Here is a 21,126-nt window from a genome sequence, read left to right on the forward strand (position 1 = left end):
AACCTTGCACGGAAACCTAGCGCCTGCTAGCTGTTGGCCAATACCTAGTGATTACAAGAATTCTAGTGCGCGGTCGGTTTCCGGGGTGGAGCCGCATGTCCGCGCCGCTCTAGGGAGGGGATCCATGCGTAGATTTCTGCTTGCCGGCGCGGCTCTGGCCGCGATGGGCGCCGCCGAGACGGCCGCCGCCCAGGACGTCGCGCTCGACGAGGTGGTGGTCACCGCCCAGAAGCGCACCGAGAACCTGCAGGAGGTGCCGATCGCGGTCAGCGCCATCGGGCAGGACCGGGTCGACCAGCTGCACGCCACCAAGCTGTCGGACCTGACCGCCGTCGCGCCGAACTTCAGCGTCGAGAAGGCCAACGGCACGGTCTACATCCGCGGCGTCGGCGGCGGCGGCCGCAACATCGGCTTCGGCGGCCGCGCCGGGGTTTATCTGGACGGCGTCTATATCGGCCAGGTCGCCTCGCTCAATCAGAGCCTGCTCGACATCGACCGCGTCGAGGTGCTGCGCGGGCCGCAGGGCCACCTGTTCGGGCGCAACAGCGTCTCGGGCGCGGCCAACATCATCACCCGCGCGCCGGGCTACGAGTTCGGCGGCGAGCTGATCCTGGGCGCCGGCAACGCGAATTACGGCAGCTTCGGCCTGCGCGCCGACCTGCCGATCGTCGCCGACAAGGTGCTGGCCAAGGCCTCGGTCGGGCTGGAACGCCGCGACGGCTTCACGCGCAACCTGTTCAGCGGCGACACTATGATGGGGTCGCTGGATTCGCAGTCCTATCGGGCGGCGGTCCGCTTCCTGCCCAACGAAGACCTGACCATCGACGTCAGCGCCGACTACATGCGCGACCACTCGTTCCGCGGCGGTCCGGAGGCGGTGTCCAACCTGACCGGCGGCGGGACCACCGATCCGAACGCGCCCGCGCCCTGGGTGGTCAACACCAACACCCCGCGCTTCAAGCACGCCGAGACCGGCGGCGCGGCCCTGAACATCAACTATGAGCTGGCCGGCGGGTCGACGATCACCTCGATCACCGCCTACCGGATGAGCAAGCAGGCGATCCAGGCCGACAACGACTACAGCCCGATCGACTTCCTGCACACGCTCTACCAGGACGAATTCAAGCAGTGGACGCAGGAGCTGCGCCTGGCCTCGCCGAACGAGGGCCGGCTGCGCTACGTGGCCGGGACCTTCCTGTTGAGGGAGGACGCCGACACCGACCGTGTCGCCGCCTGGGGTCCGATGGTCGGGGCGCTCGGCCTCGGCATCCCGCCGAACTCGAACACGCCGTCGTCGGCCAGCATCGAGACCACGTCGTACGCCGCCTTCGGCTCGCTGGACTTCGACATCACCGAGCGCTTCATCCTGAACGCCGGCGGCCGCTACACGAGCGAGAAGCGCAAGCTGCTGTTCAACCTCGACGGCTCCAACAGCGGCCTGGTGGGCATCGCCACCCTGAACAACTTCCGCGACGAGGCCGACGAGAACCGCTTCACGCCGAGCGTGGGCGTGACCTTCAAGGCGAGCGAAGACGTCAACGTCTACGCCAAGTACTCGACCGGCTTCAAAAGCGGCGGCTGGAACATCGACTTCCTCAACCGCAACCAGGTCCGCGACCTCAACAACGACGGCCGCGCCGACTTCGCCTTCGACACCGAGACGGTCCAGTCGTACGAGATCGGGGCCAAGACCGAGCTGTTCGACCGGCGCCTGCGCCTGAACCTGGCCGCGTTCATCGCCGACTACGACGACTACCAGATCAACCGCTTCGTGCAGTTCCCCGGCGGGATCACGGTCATCCAGCTGTCCAACGCCGCCAAGGTGCACACCGAGGGCGCGGAGCTCAGCGTCGAGGCGCTGCCGATCGCCGGCCTGCGGCTGACCCTGGACGCGGCCTATATGGACGCCACCTTCGACGACTTCAAAGGCGGCGGGGCGGCCGGCAGCGACGCGACCGGCAACGAGCTGCCGTTCTCGCCGAAGTGGTCGGGCAGCGCCTCGGCCCAGTACACCATCGACCTGCCCTCGATGGGCTCGGAGCTGACCCTGTTCGGCCAGTACGCCTACCGCTCGCGCACCTATGCGGGCCAGGAGAACCTGGCCAACCAGGTGCTCGACGCCCGCAACATCGTCAACGCGCGGGTGACCCTGACCCACATCGACAGCCGCTGGGCCGTCAGCCTGTGGGGCGCGAACATCACCGACGACGACTATCTGACCAACCGCACCGCCGACTTCCTGGGCACCCGGTTCGTCGAGCGCGGCGAGCCGCAGACCTACGGCCTCGAGGTCACCGCGGCGTTCTGACGATGCGCCGCCGCGACCTCCTGATCGGCGCCGCCGCCAGCGCCCTGCCCTTCGGGGCGGCGGCGGGACCGCGGCGGGCGCCCAACATCGTCCTGGTCCTGGCCGACGACCTGGGCTGGGGCGATGTCGGGGCCTATGGCGCCACGGCGATCCGCACGCCGAACCTGGACCGCATGGCGCGGGAGGGCGCGCGGCTGACCAGCGCCTATTCCAGCGCCAACATCTGCACGCCTTCGCGGGCTGGGATGCTGACCGGCCGCTACCCGATCCGCACCGGGCTCGGCTACGACGTCATCCGCCAGGGCGACACCCACGGCCTGCCGCCGTCCGAGATCACCCTGGCCGAGATGCTGAAGCCCGACTACGCCACCGCGCTGGTCGGCAAGTGGCACCTCGGGCACGCGGGGCCGTACTGGCCGCCGACCGTGCAGGGCTTCGATCAGTTCTTCGGCCTGCCCTACTCGCACGACATGAAGCCGCTGGCGCTCTACGACAGCCGCGGCCCCGGCGGGACGCTGGCCTCAGAGACGGTCGACTCGCCGCAGCTCACCGAGCGGTTCTTCGAGCGCGGGTTGGCCTTCATCGAGGAGAGCCGCGGCCGGCCGTTCTTCCTGATGCTGGCGCTGACCGCGCCGCACTATCCGCTGGAGCCGCCGCCGCAGTTCGCCGGACGATCGGCGGCCGGGGCCTATGGCGACGTGGTCGAGGAGATGGACGCCGGGATCGGGCGACTGCTCGACAGGCTGAAGGCGCTGGGCCTGGAGCGCGACACCCTGGTGATCGTCACCTCCGACAACGGCCCCTGGTTCGAGGGCTCCAGCGGCCCCTGGCGCGACCGCAAGGGCGGCGGCGGCTGGGAGGGCGGCTTCCGCGTGCCGTTCATCGCCCGCCAGCCGGGGACCATCCCCGCAGGCCTGGTCAGCGACGCGCCCAGCATGAACATCGACCTGATGCCGACCCTGGCGGCCTGGACGGGGCGGCCCCCGCCGGCGGCGCAGCTGGACGGCCGGGACGTGTCCGACATTCTGCGCCGGAAGGGCGCAGTCTCGCCGCACGAGGAGCTGCTGTTCTTCAACAACGAGGACGTGGCCGGGGTGCGGGTCGGGCGCTGGAAGTACGTCACGCGCTCCTACTATCGCGAGGGCGAGCTGCCGCTGGACGCCTATGACTACGGGCTGCTGTTCGACCTCAGCGCCGATCCGGGCGAGACCTACAATGTCGCCAGCGCGCACGCCGAGGTTCTGGCCGACATGAGAGCCCGGGTCGCACGGGCCCGCGCCGAGTTCGGGCCGCTGGCCAAGGGCCGGCGCAAGCCCTAGGCGGCGCGGCGCTCCAGGGCGCGGACGATGCGGCCGTGCAGCCGCCCGTCCAGGACGTAGAACCACATGATCGCCGCCGAGACCGCGAAGCCGAGCATCGAGGGCACGGTCATCATCAGGTGCAGGCCGCGCAGGGTCTGGGGCCCCTGCACCGCGCCGGCGACGTAGTCGGAGGCCTGCAGCAGCACGCCGGTCAGGCCGATGCCGAGGCCGAGCGCCACCTTCTGGCCGAGGGTGACGACGCCGAACACCGCGCCCTCGACCCGCGCGCCGGTCTTCCACTCGCCGACCTCGACGGTGTCCGGGATCAGCGACCACATGGTGATCGGGATCGCCGCGCCGCCGATCTGGACGAGGCCGAGGATGGTCATGACCACAGCCGGATCCTTGCCGCCATAGGCGTAGAGCCCCGCCAGGCCGGCGGTGGCGAGACCTGCGCCGCAGAGCCAGGCGACGCGCTTGGACCAGCGCCGGCCGACCCAGCTCCAGACCGGGGTCAGCAGCATCACCGCGGCGATCTGGATCGCCAGGCCGGGGCCGGTCAGGTCGGGCCGTTGGAGGTAGTAGGTGAAGTAGTAGACCGTGACCTTGCCGCTGATCACGGTGGCGACATTCACCGCCACGATGGCCGCCAGCAGGATCAGGAACGGCCGGTTTTCAAGCAGGGCCCGCAGCATCGTGCCGAAGGCGGGCGGCGCCTCGTCGCCGGGCGGCTGCTCGCGGGTGCGCAGGAACATGACGACGAAGGCCGCCGAGGACGCCGCCCCGACCAGCAGGGCGAGCATCAGCCAGCCGACCTGCGGGCTCGGCCAGAGGGCGACGAACGGCTGGCTGCCGAGGGCCACGGCCAGGGCGGCCAGCGCCCCGCCCCAGACCTTGAAGGTCGCCAGCATGTTGCGCTCGTCGGCGCTGGTGGTGATCGCCGCCGAGAGCGAGCCGTAGGGGATCGAGACCGCCGTATACGCGGTGCGGAACAGCATCTGGGCCAGCAGCGCGAAGGCCAGCGGCCAGGGCACGTTCAGGAACGGCTGCACGAACATCAGCGCGTAGGCGCCCGCCAGCGGTGCGGCGCCGAGCAGGATGTAGGGCCGATAGCGCCCCCAGCGGGTGCGGGTGCGGCTGGCGAGGAGACCCATGAGCGGGTCGATCAGGCCGTCCCAGATCATCGCCGCGCCGAACACCAGCCCGGCCGTCGCGCTCGGGAGCCCGAGCACGTCGGTGTAATAGAACAGCAGGAAGAAGCTCGTGCCGTGCCAGTAGAGGTCGGTGCCGAAGCAGCCGAGCCCGTAGGCCGCGCGAACCCGCCGCGCCTCGCTCACGCGGCGGCGCGCTGCAGGTCCCGCAAGGGACGGAAGCTGATCATCCGGAAGCCCTGCGCATCGAGGAAGCCGCGGGTGGCCGGATCCATGGTCACCGCGTGGTCGTCGATGCGGATCAGCGGCTCCTTCTTGTCGTAGCCGCGCAGCTCGGGTCCATCGAGCACCGGATGGACGTTGACCTCGGCGACGCCGGCCGCCAGCCGCGGCAGCGCCGCCTGCAGCAGTTCGCCGGTCGGGCGGCCCCACTCGGAGACGAACTCGTCGTTGCAGACCAGGCCGGCGTCGGCGGCCAGCCGGCGGCCCGAGACGCCGAGATGCGCCTCGAGCTTCGGGCCCAGCATCCGCAGCGGCAGGTCGTACTCCTGCGCCAGCTGGACGTAGACCTCGATGAAGCGCTGGTCGATCTGGTTGGCGCCCATGTGCGAGTCGAGGTGGGTGATGTCGACGCCCCAGGCCAGCGCCTGTTCGATCTGGGCCCGGCACTCGGCCCGGACCTCGTCGATCTGGGCGCGGGCGAACACGGCCGCGGCGGTCGAGGGCAGGAAGCCGTCGGCGTCGTGCAGCGAACGGCCGCCGGTCAGCGAGCGCCAGCGATAGCCGGGATACTCGGCCGTCAGGGTCAGGTGCACCCCGAGGTCGAGATCGGAGAACATGTCCACCGCCTCGCGCGCCCAGGCGCATGGCACCATCAGCGTGCCGCTGGTCGCGACGCCCTGGGTCATCGCCTCGTAGCAGCCGAGATTGGCGGCGTGGCTGGAGCCGACGTCGTCGCAGTTGATGATCAGCAGCCGCTCGTCGGCGCCGTAGCCGAGGCGCTCGACCAGACTCTTCGCAGGCTCCATGGCGTCCCTCCCCGGACGTTATTGGTAGTTCAGGCCGTGTGCGGCGAGCATCTCGTCGAGCATCGGCGCGGCGATATCGATGTCGCCGACCAGCGGGTGGGCCAGCAGCGCCTGAAGGGCCACGTCGCGGCTGCGGGTCACCGCCGCCTGGACGGTCAGGCTCTCGTGCGCCTTCACCGCCTGGACGAGGCCGCGATAGGCCAGCGGGATCTCGCCCACGGGCAGCGCCCGCGCTCCGGCGGCGTCAACGTGACAGACCGTCTCGACGGCGGCATTGTCAGGCAGGCCCGCAACCGCGCCCTTGTTCAGCGCGCTCATCACGATGTGCGCGCCGCGGTCGTTGAGGACGGCGTCGAGGGTGTCGAAGGTGACGCCGCTGTAGCCCTCCCCGCCCCGGCGGATCAGGGCCGGCGGCTTGGCGGCGACGGCCGGGTCGGCCGCCTCGGCCAGCACCTCGGCCTCGATGTCCATGACCGTCTGGGCGCGGGTGCGCTCCGCCAGCATCATGGCCTCGAACTCGCCCCGGCGATGGAAGTAGAGGTCGCCGTACTTCTCGACCGGGATCGCGCCCAGGGTCGGGGCGATCTTCAGGGCCGAGGCGAACAGCGCGTCGTTGGCGGTGTAGCTGCCCGCCAGGTGGGCGATGGCCCGGGCGGTGACGTCTTCGTCGCCGGCGGTGATCTGGTGAATGAAGCCCAGGTGGTTGAGGCCGACGCTGGCGATCTGCACCTCGCCGAGCACCGGCGCGAGGATCTTGCGCAGGCGGTGCTGGAGCAGCGGGATCGACGAGCAAAGGCCGAGCAGCTTGGCGTCGGTGTGGTTCAGCACCGCCTCGGTCACGATGCCGCTGGGGTTGGTGTAGTTGAGGATGAAGGCGTTCGGCGCGACCTCGGCGATCGTCCGGGCGATGTCGATCATCACCGGGATGGTCCGCAGCGCCTTGAACATGCCGCCGGGGCCGGTCGTCTCCTGGCCGATCACCCCGTAGCGCAGGGGAATGGTCTCATCGAGCTGGCGGGCGGCCATGCCCCCGACCCGGATCTGGGTGACGACGAAGTCGGCCCCGGCGGCGGCCTGTGCGAGGTCGGAGCTTTCGCGGACGGCGATCTTCGCGCCCTTGGCGGCCACCATCCGGCGGGTCAGGCCGGCCATGACCGCGAGCCGCTGCGGATCGCTGTCGGTCAGGCTGATCTCGGCGACCGTCAGGCCCTGGCGGTCGAGGACGCCTTCGACGATCTCCGGGGTGTAGCTGCCCCCCGCGCCGACGATGCAAAGGACGATGGGACGCATCAGGCGGCCTCCAGTTCGGCGAGCTTGGCGAAGAACGGCTGGGGATCGAGGCCGGCGCGGAAGGCGGCGAACACCGCCGCGCCGTGCTCCGGCGGCAGCGCCACCGGGGTCAGGCGCGCATCCGGCAACTGGCGGCTGAGCATTTCGCCGAGCCGCAGCTGGAAGGCGGTTCCGCCCTGGGTGATGACCCCGCCGCCGAACGCGGCCTCGAACGGGGCCCCGATCCGCTCGCCCATCACCCGCATGGTCAGCACGTAGTCGTCGGCGGCGCGGGCGACCATCTCGGCGGCGGCGAGATCGCCGGCCTGCCAGGCGGCGAAGACCACGGGGGCGACGGCCATGCGGCGCTCGCGCGCGGCCTCGTCGCGGAAGGCCCATTCGGCGAAGCGTTCGGCCGGCACCGCGCAGTGGGCCAGCACCCGGTCCTTGAGCTCGGTCGGCTCGGCGCGGCCGTCGATCATCCGGGCGGTCTGGGCGAAGGCGGCGCGGCGGACGTCGAAGACCTCGGCGACGTCCAGGCTGTCGTAGATTGTCTCGCCGCCATAGGCGCTGCGATAGGCGGTGGTCACGCCGCTGCCGTGCTGGAACAATGCGACCGCCTCGGCGCGGGAGACGCCCCACAGCGCGACCAGCCCGTCGTTGACCAGTTCCAGCCGGCCCTCGAGGCCGAACCGGGCGGCGATCAGGCGGTGCTGCTCGGCCTGCTCGTCGGGATAGTCGACGCCGCTGAGTCCGATGGCGACGCGCTCGACGTCGGCCAGGGCCACCTTCGCCTGCTCGCACAGCCGCGCCAGCACCCGGCCGACGACCTTGTAGAAGCGCAGGTCGGGCAAGCCGACAATGGCCGCGCCGATGTCGCGGACACGGGCGAGCACGCGCCCCGTCTCATCGCAGAGCACGGCCGCCGTCTTGGCGCCGCCGCTGTCCAACCCGATGAGGAGACGCCTGCTCAATTCACTCATTCCCTAGCGATCGCTCAGCGATTCCTAGCGACCACTAGGATTTTTCGCAACAGGCAAAAATAAAGCGACCGGCGCGTGGGGTGCGCCGGTCGCTCCAGGGGCGGCCGGGGGGGCTGCCGCCAGTTGGAGCGCCCCCGGGCAGCGGGAGCGCTCCAATGGTTCTCAGACTTAGAACTTCGCCTGCACGCCGACGAAGAAGTAGCGGCCGATCACGTCGTAGGTGTTCGGATCGGTGTTGCCCTCGATCGGCGAGGACAGCCGCGGGGCTTCCTTGTCGAACAGGTTCCGGACGCCGCCCGAGACCGTGTAGCGGTCGAAGGAATAGGCGGCGCGGACGTTGTGGTAGAAATAGGCGTCGACTTCCGGAGCGGCGATGCCGGCCTTCGGATTGGCCGAGCCGGCCAGGATCGCGTTGGCGTACTTGCGATCCTTCACCGAAGACAGGAACTCGGTCTGCCAGGACAGCTCCAGGCCGCTGCTCGAATAGTTGAGCTGGCCGGTCCAGCGCCATTCCGGGATCGCCGGCGTGTCGCCGCCGACGGTGCCGACGCGGTCGACGACCGGAGCCGTGGCGTTGGCCTGGAAGGTGTTCTTGTCGACCCAGGTCACGAACAGCGAGGCGCGCAGGCGCGCCGGGTCGCCGCCGATGCCCCAGTTGTCCATCGTCCAGCCGTAGTTGGCGGCGATGTCGAGGCCCGAGGTCTGCAGGCTGGCGACGTTGGCCAGCGGCACGCCCCAGTCGATGATCTCGTAGGTCGAGCGCGACCGGGTGAAGGTCTTGCAGAACTCGCTGTTCACGTCGTTGCTGGCGAAGCACGAGGCCAGCGTCCCTTGCGGACCGCCGCCCAGGCGCTCGATGGCGTCATCGATCTTGATGTCGAAGTAGTCGAGCGTGAGGTTGAAGCCCGGCAGGAAGCTGGGGGTCCACACGGCGCCGATGGTGACGGTGTCGGAGGTCTCCACCTTCAGGTTCTGGTTCGAGACCAGGCGCGCCTCGATCGCCGCGCCGTTCTGCTGGTACGAGCCGATCGCCGAGGCCGGGACGCCCTGGGCGACGCACAGCGCCGCCACCTGGCCGCTCGGGTTGGCCGTGCGCGAGCACGGGTCGATCATCGCCGGGTAGGTGTTGATCATGCCCCCGAACAGTTCGGCGATGTTCGGCGCGCGCGCCGCACGCTGATAGAGAGCGCGCAGGCGCACATCGCTGTTGATGCGCCATTCGCCGCCCGCCTTGTAGGTCTCGACCTTGCCGGCGGTGGAGTAGTCCGAATAACGCGCGGCGAGTTCCAGGCCGAGGTAGTCGACGCCGGTCATGCCGGCCAGCAGCGGGACAACGGCTTCACCGTAGAACTCGGTGACGTCGTACTCGCCGGCCGTGGCGTTGCGTTCGCCGAAGCCCGCCGAGGCGAAGTCCAGCAGCACCGGCGCGGGGTTGTCCGAGCTGGCGACCGAGCGGTGCTCGGCGCCGAAGGCCAGGCCGACTTCGCCGGCCGGCAGCGAGAACGGCGAGCCGGAGATGTTGGCCTGCAGGATCTTCTCGGTCAGCTCGGTGGTCGACAGGTTGTCGACGCGCAGGAAGTTGACCAGGGCCGGCGACCAGTCGGTGAGGTTCGTCACCAGCACGCAGCGCGGGTTGCCGCTGGCGCACTTGGTCGGGTCGGTGGCGCTGGGGGTCGAGGCCTCGACGAACATCCGGCGCGAGATGTCGCCCTTCTGAACTTCGGTGGTGGCCAGGTGGCTGTAGCTGTAGCTGGCGTCCCACTTCCAGTCGCCGAGGGTGCCCTCGAAGCCGCCGAGCACGCGGTAGAGGTCGCGGGCGAAGGCGATCTCACGCTTCGGGAACTGGCTCGGGGCCTCGAAGCGCAGCGCGAACGGCGCGGTCGGGTTCGAGCGCGCGGCGAGCAGCGCCGCCATCTGCGGGCTGACGAAGGAGGCGTTGTACGGCAGGCCCGGGACGTTGGTGGTCTCGCGGATGTTCGGGGCCGTGCGGGCCAGGATCGCGCTGGACTTCACGTTGTTGTAGCCGAAGTCCAGGTAGCCCTGGATCGTGTCGGTGAAGTCGTAGGTGCCGCGGCCGTAGACGTTGGTCCGCTGCAGCGGCGTCTGGATCGCGTAGTCCTGCTGCAGTTCGTAGTTGGTGTCCGTCGCCGCGATGAACGGGCGCGGGATCAGGTTGTCCAGCGCGTAGTCGCGGTTGGTGAAGCCGCCCGTGCCGTTCGGGGTCGGGATGCCGATCAGCGTGCCGCCGACCCGGCCGGCGGTGCCGCTGCGGACGAACACGCCGTTGGAGTCGATGGTCGAGTAGCGCGACAGTTCACGCTCGTTGCCGCGCAGGGCCGCACGGTCCTCGTAGTTGACGTACATCATGACGCTGGCGCGCTCGCCCGAGGCGCCGAAGGTCAGCGAGGTCGACCAGTCCTGGGCGTCGCCCTGGCCGGAGATGCCGTACTGGCCTTCGACCTGCAGGCCGTCGAACTTGTCCTTCAGGATGAAGTTCACGACGCCGGCCATGGCGTCCGAGCCGTAGACCGCCGAGGCGCCGCCGGTGACGACTTCAACCCGCTCGACCAGCGAGGCCGGGATGTTGTTGACGTCGACGATGCCCTGCTGGTTCGAGGCCATGAACCGCTTGCCGTTGACCAGCACCAGGGTGCGCTTGGCGCCCAGGCCGCGCAGGTTGAGGTTGGCCGTGGCGTCCGCCTGCCCCGTCACGTTGGTCGACTTGGTCGCGCCGGCGACCAGCTGCGGCAGCGTGTTGAGGTACTCCTCGACGCTGGCCGAACCGACCACCTTGATGTCCTCGCCCGAGACCGTGGTCACCGGGCTGGAAGAGACCAGGTCCTGGCGCGCGATCCGCGAGCCGGTGACGACCACCTCCTCGACCGCGTCCTGGGCCATGGCCGGCGTCGCCGCCGCCAGGATGGCGATGGCGGCGACGCCGCATTTCAAGAAGGCGCTACGCCCGTAGTTCTGCATCTGTCTAATCCCCGTCTTTTTGTTTGTAGTGGCCGCCCCGGCGGCCGGCGCCCTTAGGGCTTCTCGTTGCCGAACAGCAGCACCCAGTCCGACTCGGCCTGGATCCGCGCGAAGAACGACCAGGTCGAAATCTCCATCGCCTTGCGCAGGTGCGGCTTGGCGAGGTCGTATTCGGCCCGGAGGATGTAGTACTGGGCCAGGCTGTAGCTGGTGGACGACTTGATGCCGTCGGAGTTGCTGAAGGCCTTGCCGGTGTCGCGCTCGGAGTAGAAGTCGAGCGGGTCGCGCAGCTTCTTGAACAGCTGGATGCCGTCGAAGTAGTTGTTGCCCTCGGGATTGTCCCGCAGGTCGTACAGGTCGACGTCGTAGTTCTTCAGCAGCTGCTTGGCTTCGGCGTAGCGGGTGCCACGGGCCAGGGACAGGTACTCCCAGTACAGCGAAGCGGTGACGTCGGGCGGACCGCCCGTGCCCTCGCCGATCTCGCCGGCGCGGCGGAACCACTTGGCGGCGTTGTCGAAGTCGTGCTTGGCGAAGTAGGCCTGACCCAGGTGGTAGTAGGTGTAGAACTGGACCACGTCCGGGCTGGCCGGGAACGGGCCGAGCTTCTCGCGCTCGAGCGGCTTGTTCTCATAGAGCTTGGCCGCGCGCAGGCCGTCGTCGATCGACTTGTCGAACTCACGGATGCTGAAGTAGCGGTGGGCGCGGTGGCGCAGCAGCTTCGGCGCGTCCGGATACTTCTTCAGCGCGACGGTCAGGACGTCGATGGCGTCCTTGGGCAGGCCCTGATAGCCGAGCAGGCGCGCGTACCAAGTGGCGCTGTCGACGGTCATGTTGGCTTCGTAGGCGACCTTGGCGGCGTCGGCCGCCTTCTGCAGGTCGTCGCCCGAACCGACGTTCACCGGATTGCGGCCCTTGGCGTAGAGCGCGTTCCCGAACAGGTCCTTGCCCTGATAGCTGTCAGCCTGGGCGCTGGCCGCGCCCGCCGCTGCGAGCGCAATCGCCGCCGCCGCGCCCGCCAGAGCGAACCTGAAACCACTCATCGAAAATCTCCCAAAATAATCACACACATGCGCCCGGGGGGACGGCCTACCCGATCACGTCGCGGTAGAGCCGGCGGACGTTGTTTCCCATCAGCTTGTCGATCTGCGCCTGGCTGTAGCGGCGCTTGCGCAGCTCCTCGCGCACCACGTCCATGCGGCGCGGGCCGTTCATGCCGTCGAGGTACAGCGGCCAGTCGTCGGCCGAGATCTGCGAGCCTTCCTCGTGCAGCAGGATGCGCAGTTCCTCGGCGGTGTCGGGGATCACCCGATGGTCGCGGTCGCTGCCGATGCAGACGTGCTCGATCCCCGCCACCTTCACCGCGTGGTCGATGTGGTCGAAGTAGGCGTGACGGTTGTTCGCCTTCTCGCGGGTCAGGAAGGTGCGGATCTGGGTGACGCCGACCAGACCGCCCTTGGCGGCGACCGCGCGGATGTTGGCGTCGGTGGTGTTGCGACGATGGTCCCAGAGCGCCTTGCAGGCGGTGTGAGAGACGATCAGTGGACGCTTCGAGGCTTCGACGGCGCCGGCCATCGTCTTCATCCCCGCGTGGGAGAGATCGACGAGCACGCGCTCGGCCTCCAGGCGCGCGACCATCTCGCGGCCGAACGGGGTGATCCCCGGATCGTCGTCGACGAAGCAGCCGGCGCCGGAACGGTTGAGGTCGTTGTAGGTCAGCTGGATCGAGGTGACGCCGCGAGCGCGCAGCACCGCGATCTGGCCGGGATCGGCCTCGACCGGCGTCGAGTTCTGCAGATTGTAGAAGACCGCGATCTTACGCTCGGCGGCGGCGCGGTCGACGTCGGCGGCCCTGATCGTGCGGATGAACTGCGCCGGCAGGCCGTCGTAGTAGCGGTCATAGAGGTCGATGTCGGCGTTGGTCTGGGCCAGGGACTTGTCGGCCTCGACCTTGGGATCGGTGATGGTCACCGCGATGGCGCGGGTGCCGCTGGCCAGGATCTGCTCGACCAGCTCGGGCGTATAGACGGTGCGCATCTCGCCGAGGGCGTCGAACACGACGGCCGGTTCGGCGGCGGCGAAGGCGCGCGGAGCGGAGGCGAACGCCGCGCCCGCCAGCGCAGCCTGCAGCAATCCCCGTCGCGTCGCCATGGAGCCCCTCCCCCTGCTGGACGCGCACTGCGTCCCGTCGAAGGCGGCGCCGACGGCAATCTGTAAGCTGAACGCCCCGACCTTCTTTACATATTAGAAGGGCGGCTTTCGCTTTTGGCAAGCTTGTTATGCAGAAATGTAAAGATTGGCAGGGAACGAACTGACAATATGGAAGCTACCTCCCGGCAGGCTCCACCAGATTGGCGGGCAGGAAGGGCAGATCCTTCTGCGAAAAGTTCTCGGACAGCACCATGTAGGTCTGGGTGCGGACCACCCCGTCGATCAGCTCGATGCCGTGGAGAATCGCTTCGAGGTCTTCGTACTGGCCGGCCTCCAGCTCGACGATCACGTCGAATTCGCCGGTGATGGTGCAGACGTAGCGCACCGTCGGGAACTTCATGATGACGTCGAGAATCTCGTTGGATTTCCGAGGCTCGCGGTTCAGCAGCACGTAGGCGCGGATCGGCGCATTGGCGAAGGTCGGCTTCAGCTCGACCGTGTAGCGGCTGATCGCCACCTCCTCGAGCTTCTTCATCATGTTCTGCAGGGTGGGCCTGCTGACCCCCAGTTCCTTGGCCAGGTCGGTCACGCTCTTGCGCGCATCTTCGCGGAGAAGCTGCAGCAGCTCCTGTTCGCGCTTGGAGAGAGTCGTCATCAAGGGGCCGGGTTCCTGCTGTGCCTCATGCGCGGAGTCCGCGCGTGAGTCCTTTCTAGTCCGCTATTTCCATCACGGAAAAGCGCGATCCATCACACGTGACGATTTGGTCAAATTATTTGCAATTTGCAAAGCCATGCGCCGCATGTAGAAGCAATCTGACAAGAAGAGGCGCGGTTCGCGCCACATCCCGGATCATCGAGTTCATGTCCAACGGCGCGTCGCAAGCCCTTTACGCTCCTATCCCCGCCAATGTCGATATCGCCCGCCCAGCGGCCCGTGCGGCGTTTTTGCGGGCGTTTCTCGGTGAACAGCCGGACGGCGACCTCGCGGTCTCCAGTCCGGTGGACGGGACGGTACTGGCGCGGCTGAAGATCGATTCGGCGGCCGAGATCGACGCCAAGATCGCCCGTTCGGCGCGTGCATTCGAAGCCTGGCGCCAGGTTCCGGCCCCGCGCCGCGGCGAGCTTATCCGCCGCTTCGGCGAGACCCTGCGCGCCGCCAAGCGCGACCTGGCCCAGCTGGTGACGCTGGAATGCGGCAAGGTGCTGAGCGAGAGCCTGGGCGAGGTCCAGGAGATGATCGACATCTGCGACTTCGCCGTCGGCCTGTCGCGTCAGCTCTACGGCCTGACCATCGCCTCGGAGCGTCCCAGCCACCGCATGGCCGAGACCTGGCATCCGGCCGGGCCGGTGGCGGTGATCAGCGCCTTCAACTTCCCGGTGGCGGTCTGGGCCTGGAACGCGGCCCTGGCCATCGTCTGCGGCGACAGCGTGGTCTGGAAGCCGTCCGAAAAGACTCCGCTGACGGCGCTGGCCTGCCAGAGCTTGTTCGCGCTGGCCGCCCAGGACTTCCACGAAGCGCCGGAGGGCCTGCTGGAGGTGGTGATCGGCGCACGTGCGGCCGGCGAGGCCCTGGCCGACGACCGCCGCTTGGCGGTGATCAGCGCCACCGGCTCGACCCGCATGGGCCGCGAGCTGGCCCCGCGCGTGGCCGCCCGCTTCGGCAAGGCGATCCTGGAGCTGGGCGGCAACAACGCCGTCATCGTCGCACCGAGCGCCAATCTGGATCTCGCCCTACGCGCGGTCGTGTTCGGCGCGGCCGGCACCGCCGGCCAGCGCTGCACCACCACCCGGCGGCTGTTCGTGCACGAGAACGTCCGCGCCGAGTTCGTCGACCGGCTGAAGCGGGCCTATGGCTCGCTGCGCATCGGCGATCCCTTCGACGACGGCGTGCTGGTCGGGCCGCTGATCGACAGGGCGGCCTTCGACGGCATGCAGGCGGCGCTGGACGAAGCCCAGGCGCAGGGCGCGGTGGTCACCGGCGGCGACCGGGCGCTGGCCGAGCTGCACCCCGAGGCCTTCTACGTCCAGCCGGCGATCGTCGAGCATGCGGCCGCCGACGCCAACGTGATGACCGAGACCTTCGCGCCGATCCTCTACGTGCTGCCCTACACCGACCTCGCGGACGCGATCGCGCGCAACAACGCCGTGCCGCAAGGGCTGTCGGCCTCGATCTTCACCAACGACCTGCGCGAGGCCGAGCTGTTCACCAGCGCCCTGGGCAGCGACACCGGCATCGCCAACGTCAACCTCGGCACCTCCGGCGCGGAGATCGGCGGAGCGTTCGGCGGCGAGAAGGAGACCGGCGGCGGCCGCGAATCCGGCTCGGACGCCTGGAAGGCCTACATGCGCCGCCAGACCCAGACCGTGAACTACGGCTCGGACCTGCCGCTGGCGCAGGGGGTCGAGTTCCCGATCTAGGGCTTTCCGTAGAAGCCCTTAAGGAGCACTCACGAATGTTCCAGCGGGGTTGATAGCGTCACCGTGGGCTCATCAGACAGGAGCCCACCCAATGTCGCTCGACACCCTCTACCTGGCCATGGTCGTCGTCTCGTTTTCCGCTTTCGCGCTGACGCTCGGCGGCGTGTCGATCTGGAGCGCGGCGGGCGGCGGGAAGCGCTGAGCTAGCCTCGCTCCGCGAGCATGGCCATACGAACCAGCTCCGACAGGCTGGCCGCCTTCATCTTGGTCATGACGTTGGCGCGATAGATCTCGACGGTGCGCGGGCTGATCCCCAGATCAAAGGCGATCACCTTGTTGGCGTGGCCCGCCACCAGACCTCCCAGCACCTCGCGCTCGCGGCCCGACAGGCTGTCCATGCGCGCGGTGATCTGCGCCGCCTCGGCCGCGCCCTGGCGGTCCTTCTCGCCGTCGCGCAGCGCCGCGGCGATCGCAGCCAGCAGCACCTCGTCGTCGAACGGCTTTTCGATGAAGTCGGCGACGCCGGCTTTCATGGCCTCGACCGCCAGCGGCACGTCCGCGTGGCCGGTGATCATCACGATCGGCAGGCGGAACCCCTGCCCCTTCAGCCGCCGCACCAGCTCGATGCCGGTCATTTCGGGCATTCGCACGTCGGTGACGACGCAGCCGCTCGTGACCTCCGGCAGGGCTTCGAGGAACGCCACGGCCGAGTCGTAGGTGCGCGGCGCGAGATTCGCGGTCTCCAGCAGGAAAGCCAGGGAATCGCGAACCGCCGGATCGTCGTCGATCACATGCACCAGTTCGTCAGCCATCGAGTTCCTCGTCCGCAACGCTGCGCAGCGTGAAATGGAAGGTGGCCCCGCCGCCGGGCGTGTTCTCCACCCAGATTCGGCCCCCGTGCGCCTCGACGATCGTACGCGAGATCGAGAGCCCGACCCCCATGCCATGCCGCTTGGTGGTGATGAAAGGCTGGAAGAGCTGTTCGGCCACTTCGGGGCTGATGCCGGGACCGGTGTCGGACACCGTCACCTGCGCCAGGTCGTCCGGCGCCGACCGGGTGATGATCTGCAGCTCGCGCCGGGGCGACTCGTCCATCGCGTCGATGGCGTTGCGGATCAGGTTCAGGATGACCTGCTGGACCTGGACCTTATCGGCCAGCACGTGCTTGACCGCCGGGTCGAGGTCGAAGGCCACCCGCACGCCGTGTTCCTTGGCGCCGACCAGGGCCAGGGCGCCGGCCTCCTCGATCAACTTGGGCAGGCTCTCGACCCGCCGCTCGGTCTCGCCGCGGGCCACGAAGTCGCGCAGGCGGCGGATGATCTGGCCGGCGCGTAGGGTCTGCTCGTTGGCCTTGTCGAGCGCCTCGCTCAGCCGCTCGCGCGGGATCGGGTCGTTCGCGAGCAGGCGCACTGAGCCGCGCAGATAGTTGGCGATCGCCGACAGCGGCTGGTTCAGCTCGTGCGCCAGGGCCGAGGCCATTTCGCCCAGGGCCGTGAGGCGCGAGATGTGCACCAGTTCCGACTGCAGTTCCTTGAGCCGCGCCTCGGTGCGCTGGCGCTCGGTCAGGTCCCGGACGAAGCCGGTGAAGAAGCGGCCGTCGGCGGTGCGCATCTCGCCCACCGAGAGCTCCATCGGGAAGGTCGAGCCGTCCTTGCGCAGACCGACGACGACGCGGCCCAGGCCGATGATCCGGCGCTCGTGGGTCTTGTAGTAGCGCTCGAGATAGTCGTCGTGCGCCTCCTTGTGCGGCGCGGGCATGAGCAGGCTGACGTTGCGCCCCATGGCCTCGGCCGCGGTCCAGCCGAACATGTGCTCGGCGGCGCTGGAGAACGACTGCATGATCCCCTGCTCGTCGATCAGGATCATGGCGTCGGGGACCGTGTCGAGGATCGAGCTGAGGTGCGCCTCGCGCGCGGCCAGGTCGCGGTTGACGGCGGCGGCCTCGCGCCGCGAGCGCTGGAAGGACTCCCCGCCCACGACGATGGCCGCGGCGACCCCGGCGAAGACGATGGCGCTGGCGATGTCGGCGTCGCTGATCGGTCCATGCCGCTGAGCCAGGAAGAGACCGCACCAGACGCCGAGCATCGCCGCCAGCGCGCCGGGCGCGAGGCCCGAGTGGGCCGAGGCCAGAACGACGGCCGGCACGAACACCAGGAAGGCGACGCGGTCGCCGACGACCGGGGCCAGCAGGACATGGGCGGCGACGCCGGCCAGGGTGGCGAGGATGGCCACCGCCGCGCCGATCCAGACGTTGGACGAGCCGTACTGCAGAACCTGGCCTTCCTTGAACCTGTTGCGCCGCCTGTCCGATATCGCACCGGCGGGCGCGGCGAAGCTAGGGGATACCCCTTAAGAGGAAGACACGGATTCTGTCCAAGGCGCCGCACGGGTACCTGTTCGCCATCATCGGAGCAGGAGCCCGAACATGACCGCCCCCCTCGTCGACACCAGCGTCCACCACAAGCCGCAGGGCGTTTCCGACAGCGTCGCCTTCGGCTTCGTGAAGCTGCTGCGCTTCTGCGCCGACACCTTCTTCGCCAAGCGCTACGGCCACCGCGCCGTGGTCCTGGAGACCGTCGCGGCGGTGCCCGGCATGGTCGGCGCCACCCTGACCCACCTGAAGTGCCTGCGCCGCATGTGCGACGACAAGGGGTGGATCAAGACCCTGATGGACGAGGCCGAGAACGAGCGCATGCACCTGATGACCTTCATCGAGGTCAGCAAGCCGACGCTGTTCGAGCGGTTCGTCGTCGTGGCCGTGCAGTGGGTGTTCTACCTGTTCTTCTTCGGCCTCTACCTCGTCTCCGCCAAGACCGCCCACCGCGTGGTCGGCTACTTCGAGGAAGAGGCGGTGATCAGCTACACGCACTACCTCGCCGAGATCGACGAAGGCCGCAGCCCGAACGTGCCCGCGCCGGAGATCGCCAAGCGCTACTGGGGTCTGCCCGACACCGCGACCCTGCGCGACGTGGTCCTGGTGGTGCGAGCCGACGAAGCCCACCATCGCGACGTGAACCACGGCTTCGCGAATGAGATGATCGGCCTGCCGCAGGTCCCGGTCGCCCCCTGCCCGCCGCACGCGCAACTCGAGCCGACCTGGAAGGCCGCGGCCTGACCATGGGAACCGCCGTGCGCCCCGCCCCGCTCCTCCTCGTGGATGACGACCCGGCCGTGCGCACGGCGCTGAAGTTCGCCCTGGAGATCGACGGCTACGAAGTCGAGACCTTCCCCGACGCCGAGAGCCTCGCGGCCTGCCCGCGGCTCCCGGCGGACGGCTGTCTGGTGGTCGATCTGCAACTGCCGGGAATGGACGGGCTGGAACTCGTCGAGGTGCTGCGGCGCCGGGCCGTGCGGTTGCCGGCGCTGCTGATCACCACCCATCCGAACGCGCAGGTGCGCAGCCGCGCCCAGGCCGCCGGGGTCGACATCGTCGAAAAGCCGCTGCTGGCCGAGACCCTGGGCGAAGCGATCAACCGCGCGCTGACCGCCCCGCCGCCGCCCTAGAGGACGGTCCGGACCCTGAACAGCTCGGGGAAGAACGAGCCTTCCAGCGCCTTGGCCAGATAGGCCGCCCCGGCGCTGCCGCCGGTGCCGCCCTTGAAGCCGATGATCCGCTCGACGGTCTTTAGGTGCGCAAAGCGCCACTGCTGGAAGCGGAACTCCAGGTCGACAAGTTTCTCGGCCAACTCATAGAGATCCCAGTACTTATCCGGATCGCGATAGACCGCGGTCCAGGCCGCCTCGACGGCCGGATCGGCGACGTGCGCCTGACGCCAGTCGCGGTCCAAGACCGCCGCCGGGATGTCGAAGCCGCGACGCGCCAGCAGGGCGATCGCCTCATCGTAGAGGCTGGGCTCGGCCAGGGCGGCGACCAGCGGGGCGTGGACCTCGGTCCCCTCGTGGACGCGCAGCATCGAGGCGTCCTTGGCTCCCATGACGAACTCCAGCATCCGGTACTGGAACGACTGGAAGCCCGAGCTCTGGCCCAGGTGCGGCCGCAGGGCGTGGTAGTCGCTGGGGGTCATGGTGCCGAGCACGTCCCACGACTGGATCAGCTGGCCCTGGATGCGGCTGACCCGGGCGATCATCTTGAAGGCGGGCCCCAGGTCGTCGGCGCGGATGTGCGCGCGGGCGCCCTGAAGTTCGTGCAGCGACAGCTTCAGCCACAGCTCGGAAGCCTGGTGGATGATGATGAACAGCAGCTCGTCGTGCTCGTCCGAGCGCGGCTTCTGCGAGGCCAGCAGCGTGTCGAGGCCGAGATAGTCGCCGTAGCTCATCGCCGGCGGGGTGTGCAGCTTCTCGCTCATGTGACGGCCGAGACCTCGTGATAGCGGGCCTGCCGCCACTCGCCGCGGGCCATGATGTCGGAAATGATGTCCGCCGCGTCCCAGACGTCGACGTGGCGGACATAGAGCGGGGTGAAGCCGAAGCGCAGCACGTCGGGGGCCCGGAAGTCGCCGATCACGCCGCGAGCGATCAAGGCCTGCATGATCGCATAACCGCTCTCGTGGGTCAGGGCGACCTGGCTCCCGCGGGACGCGGCGTCGCGCGAGCATCCGAGGTCAAAGCCTTCGCAACGCTCAAGAACCAGGTCGAGGAAGAGGTCGCCCAGGGCCATCGACTTGGCGCGGACCTGGCTCATATCGACGCCGTCGAACGCCTCCAGCGAGGCCTCCAGCGCCGTCAGGCCGAGCACCGCAGGCGTACCGCAGAGGCCGCGCAGCACGCCGGGCGCGGGCGCATAGTCGTCGCCGAACGCGAACGGCGCGGCGTGACCCATCCAGCCGGTCAGCGGCGTCTGAAAATCGGCCTGCAAGTGCTTGGCGATAAACAGGAACGCCGGGGCGCCAGGCCCCCCGTTCAGGTACTTGTAGCCACAGCCAACCGCGAGGTCCGCGCCGCAGCCGTTGAGGTCCACCGCCAGCGCGCCGGCCGAGTGGCTGAGGTCCCAGAGAGCCAGAGCGCCGACCGCGTGGGCGCGGGCGGTCAAGGCGGCCATGTCGTGGATCGCGCCGGTCTTGTAGTGGACGTGGGTCAGCAGCAGCAGGGCCACGTCCTCGTCCAGCGCCGCCGCCAGGTCCGCGCGCTCGACCACCCGCAGCTCGACGTCGCCCAGCAGGTCGCGCAGGCCCTGAAGAATGTAGAGGTCGGTCGGGAAGTTGCCCGGCTCGGTGACGATGACCTTGCGGCCCGGCCGCGCCTTCAGCGCTCCGGCGGCCAGCTTGAAGAGGTTCACCGAGGTGGAGTCCGCGGCGATCACCTCGCCCGCCCCCGCCCCGATCAGCCGGGCGATCCGGTCGCCGACGCGCGACGGCAGATTGATCCAGTCGGCGGTGTTCCAGCTCTTGATCAGGTCGCGGCCCCATTCGTCCTGCACCGCCGCCTCCAGGCGGGGTCGAACGTTGCGGGGAAGCGCGCCCAGCGAATTGCCGTCGAGGTAGATCACCCCGGCCGGCAGGTCGAACAACTCGCGCCGCGCCGCGAGCGGATCGCGGGCGTCGAGGTCCAGACAGTCATTGCGGCTCAACATGACGCCGCTCTATC

At 69.0% G+C, this 21,126-nt stretch carries 17 protein-coding genes; 5 read left to right on the forward strand and 12 right to left on the reverse strand.

Features of this window, described 5'->3' with window-relative positions; genetic code table 11:
* Window positions 1-124 precede the first annotated feature (124 nt).
* Entirely contained in the window at window positions 125-2,308 is a 2,184-nt protein-coding gene (locus ACSQ2H_RS12575) for a TonB-dependent receptor (RefSeq protein ID WP_436061727.1), read from the forward strand.
* A 2-nt stretch (window positions 2,309-2,310) separates the two neighbouring features.
* Window positions 2,311-3,627: a sulfatase family protein gene (locus ACSQ2H_RS12580; RefSeq protein WP_436061728.1), complete on the forward strand. Its 1,317-nt coding sequence runs from the start codon at window positions 2,311-2,313 to the stop codon at window positions 3,625-3,627.
* Here the strand turns inward: ACSQ2H_RS12580 and ACSQ2H_RS12585 are convergent.
* The 8 genes from ACSQ2H_RS12585 to ACSQ2H_RS12620 form a co-directional block, all read right to left on the reverse strand.
* On the reverse strand, window positions 3,624-4,946 hold the full coding sequence (locus ACSQ2H_RS12585; RefSeq protein ID WP_436061729.1) for an MFS transporter: 1,323 nt from the start codon (window positions 4,944-4,946) through the stop codon (window positions 3,624-3,626). The genes ACSQ2H_RS12580 and ACSQ2H_RS12585 overlap by 4 nt on opposite strands.
* Window positions 4,943-5,788 (reverse strand): carbohydrate deacetylase, encoded by an 846-nt coding sequence (locus ACSQ2H_RS12590; RefSeq protein WP_436061730.1) that lies wholly within the window; start codon window positions 5,786-5,788, stop codon window positions 4,943-4,945. Before ACSQ2H_RS12590 ends, ACSQ2H_RS12585 begins: the two co-directional genes overlap by 4 nt.
* An 18-nt stretch (window positions 5,789-5,806) precedes the next feature.
* Complete coding sequence (locus ACSQ2H_RS12595) at window positions 5,807-7,078, reverse strand: hypothetical protein (protein ID WP_436061731.1); 1,272 nt, start codon at window positions 7,076-7,078, stop codon at window positions 5,807-5,809.
* Window positions 7,078-8,031 (reverse strand): BadF/BadG/BcrA/BcrD ATPase family protein, encoded by a 954-nt coding sequence (locus ACSQ2H_RS12600; RefSeq protein ID WP_436061732.1) that lies wholly within the window; start codon window positions 8,029-8,031, stop codon window positions 7,078-7,080. The genes ACSQ2H_RS12595 and ACSQ2H_RS12600 overlap by 1 nt, the downstream gene beginning before the upstream one ends.
* Window positions 8,032-8,208: 177 nt before the next feature.
* The gene (locus ACSQ2H_RS12605) at window positions 8,209-11,016 is read right to left on the reverse strand and encodes a TonB-dependent receptor domain-containing protein (RefSeq protein WP_436061733.1); all 2,808 of its coding nucleotides are present in this window, start codon (window positions 11,014-11,016) and stop codon (window positions 8,209-8,211) included.
* Window positions 11,017-11,069: 53 nt separating this feature from the next.
* Window positions 11,070-12,056 (reverse strand): tetratricopeptide repeat protein, encoded by a 987-nt coding sequence (locus tag ACSQ2H_RS12610; RefSeq protein WP_436061734.1) that lies wholly within the window; start codon window positions 12,054-12,056, stop codon window positions 11,070-11,072.
* A 46-nt stretch (window positions 12,057-12,102) separates the two neighbouring features.
* Window positions 12,103-13,164, reverse strand: a complete 1,062-nt coding sequence (locus tag ACSQ2H_RS12615) for a dipeptidase (protein ID WP_436061735.1) — start codon at window positions 13,162-13,164, stop codon at window positions 12,103-12,105.
* Between the two features lie 175 nt (window positions 13,165-13,339).
* The gene (locus tag ACSQ2H_RS12620; RefSeq protein WP_436061736.1) at window positions 13,340-13,819 is read right to left on the reverse strand and encodes an Lrp/AsnC family transcriptional regulator; all 480 of its coding nucleotides are present in this window, start codon (window positions 13,817-13,819) and stop codon (window positions 13,340-13,342) included.
* 206 nt (window positions 13,820-14,025) lie between these two features.
* On the opposite strand from ACSQ2H_RS12620, the gene amaB reads away from it, so the two are divergent.
* Window positions 14,026-15,582 carry an L-piperidine-6-carboxylate dehydrogenase gene (gene amaB / locus ACSQ2H_RS12625; RefSeq protein ID WP_436061737.1) on the forward strand — a complete coding sequence of 519 codons (1,557 nt, stop codon included), beginning with the start codon at window positions 14,026-14,028 and terminating at the stop codon, window positions 15,580-15,582.
* 203 nt (window positions 15,583-15,785) lie between these two features.
* On the opposite strand, the gene fixJ is transcribed toward amaB, so the two are convergent.
* Together fixJ and ACSQ2H_RS12635 are read right to left on the reverse strand one after the other, a co-directional pair.
* Window positions 15,786-16,394, reverse strand: coding sequence for a response regulator FixJ (fixJ, locus tag ACSQ2H_RS12630; protein WP_436061738.1), 609 nt, complete (start codon window positions 16,392-16,394; stop codon window positions 15,786-15,788).
* A complete protein-coding gene (locus ACSQ2H_RS12635; RefSeq protein ID WP_436061739.1) occupies window positions 16,387-17,814 on the reverse strand; it encodes a PAS domain S-box protein in 1,428 nt (475 codons plus the stop codon). The genes fixJ and ACSQ2H_RS12635 overlap by 8 nt, the downstream gene beginning before the upstream one ends.
* A gap of 193 nt (window positions 17,815-18,007) precedes the next feature.
* Here ACSQ2H_RS12635 and ACSQ2H_RS12640 point away from each other — a divergent pair, with 193 nt between their 5' ends.
* Together ACSQ2H_RS12640 and ACSQ2H_RS12645 are read left to right on the forward strand one after the other, a co-directional pair.
* Window positions 18,008-18,697 (forward strand): alternative oxidase, encoded by a 690-nt coding sequence (locus ACSQ2H_RS12640; protein WP_436061740.1) that lies wholly within the window; start codon window positions 18,008-18,010, stop codon window positions 18,695-18,697.
* 2 nt (window positions 18,698-18,699) lie between these two features.
* Window positions 18,700-19,086 carry a response regulator transcription factor gene (locus ACSQ2H_RS12645; protein ID WP_436061741.1) on the forward strand — a complete coding sequence of 129 codons (387 nt, stop codon included), beginning with the start codon at window positions 18,700-18,702 and terminating at the stop codon, window positions 19,084-19,086.
* Here the strand turns inward: ACSQ2H_RS12645 and kynA are convergent.
* Complete coding sequence (kynA, locus tag ACSQ2H_RS12650; RefSeq protein ID WP_436061742.1) at window positions 19,083-19,889, reverse strand: tryptophan 2,3-dioxygenase; 807 nt, start codon at window positions 19,887-19,889, stop codon at window positions 19,083-19,085. The genes ACSQ2H_RS12645 and kynA overlap by 4 nt on opposite strands.
* Window positions 19,886-21,112, reverse strand: a complete 1,227-nt coding sequence (kynU, locus tag ACSQ2H_RS12655; RefSeq protein ID WP_436061743.1) for a kynureninase — start codon at window positions 21,110-21,112, stop codon at window positions 19,886-19,888. Before kynU ends, kynA begins: the two co-directional genes overlap by 4 nt.
* Window positions 21,113-21,126: the final 14 nt, after the last annotated feature.

It is taken from the genome of Phenylobacterium sp. LjRoot97, assembly GCF_964254345.1.
Lineage (GTDB): Bacteria > Pseudomonadota > Alphaproteobacteria > Caulobacterales > Caulobacteraceae > Phenylobacterium.

Coding starts and splice junctions, on each gene's coding strand:
- ACSQ2H_RS12615 (WP_436061735.1), bottom strand. CDS start 13,164: ATGGCGACGCGACGGGGATTGCTGCAGGCTGCGCTGGCGGGCGCGGCG.
- ACSQ2H_RS12580 (WP_436061728.1), top strand. CDS start 2,311: ATGCGCCGCCGCGACCTCCTGATCGGCGCCGCCGCCAGCGCCCTGCCC.
- fixJ (WP_436061738.1), bottom strand. CDS start 16,394: ATGGCTGACGAACTGGTGCATGTGATCGACGACGATCCGGCGGTTCGC.
- ACSQ2H_RS12620 (WP_436061736.1), bottom strand. CDS start 13,819: ATGACGACTCTCTCCAAGCGCGAACAGGAGCTGCTGCAGCTTCTCCGC.
- ACSQ2H_RS12610 (WP_436061734.1), bottom strand. CDS start 12,056: ATGAGTGGTTTCAGGTTCGCTCTGGCGGGCGCGGCGGCGGCGATTGCG.
- ACSQ2H_RS12645 (WP_436061741.1), top strand. CDS start 18,700: ATGGGAACCGCCGTGCGCCCCGCCCCGCTCCTCCTCGTGGATGACGAC.
- amaB (WP_436061737.1), top strand. CDS start 14,026: ATGTCCAACGGCGCGTCGCAAGCCCTTTACGCTCCTATCCCCGCCAAT.
- ACSQ2H_RS12595 (WP_436061731.1), bottom strand. CDS start 7,078: ATGCGTCCCATCGTCCTTTGCATCGTCGGCGCGGGGGGCAGCTACACC.
- kynA (WP_436061742.1), bottom strand. CDS start 19,889: ATGAGCGAGAAGCTGCACACCCCGCCGGCGATGAGCTACGGCGACTAT.
- ACSQ2H_RS12590 (WP_436061730.1), bottom strand. CDS start 5,788: ATGGAGCCTGCGAAGAGTCTGGTCGAGCGCCTCGGCTACGGCGCCGAC.
- ACSQ2H_RS12640 (WP_436061740.1), top strand. CDS start 18,008: ATGACCGCCCCCCTCGTCGACACCAGCGTCCACCACAAGCCGCAGGGC.
- ACSQ2H_RS12605 (WP_436061733.1), bottom strand. CDS start 11,016: ATGCAGAACTACGGGCGTAGCGCCTTCTTGAAATGCGGCGTCGCCGCC.
- kynU (WP_436061743.1), bottom strand. CDS start 21,112: ATGTTGAGCCGCAATGACTGTCTGGACCTCGACGCCCGCGATCCGCTC.
- ACSQ2H_RS12575 (WP_436061727.1), top strand. CDS start 125: ATGCGTAGATTTCTGCTTGCCGGCGCGGCTCTGGCCGCGATGGGCGCC.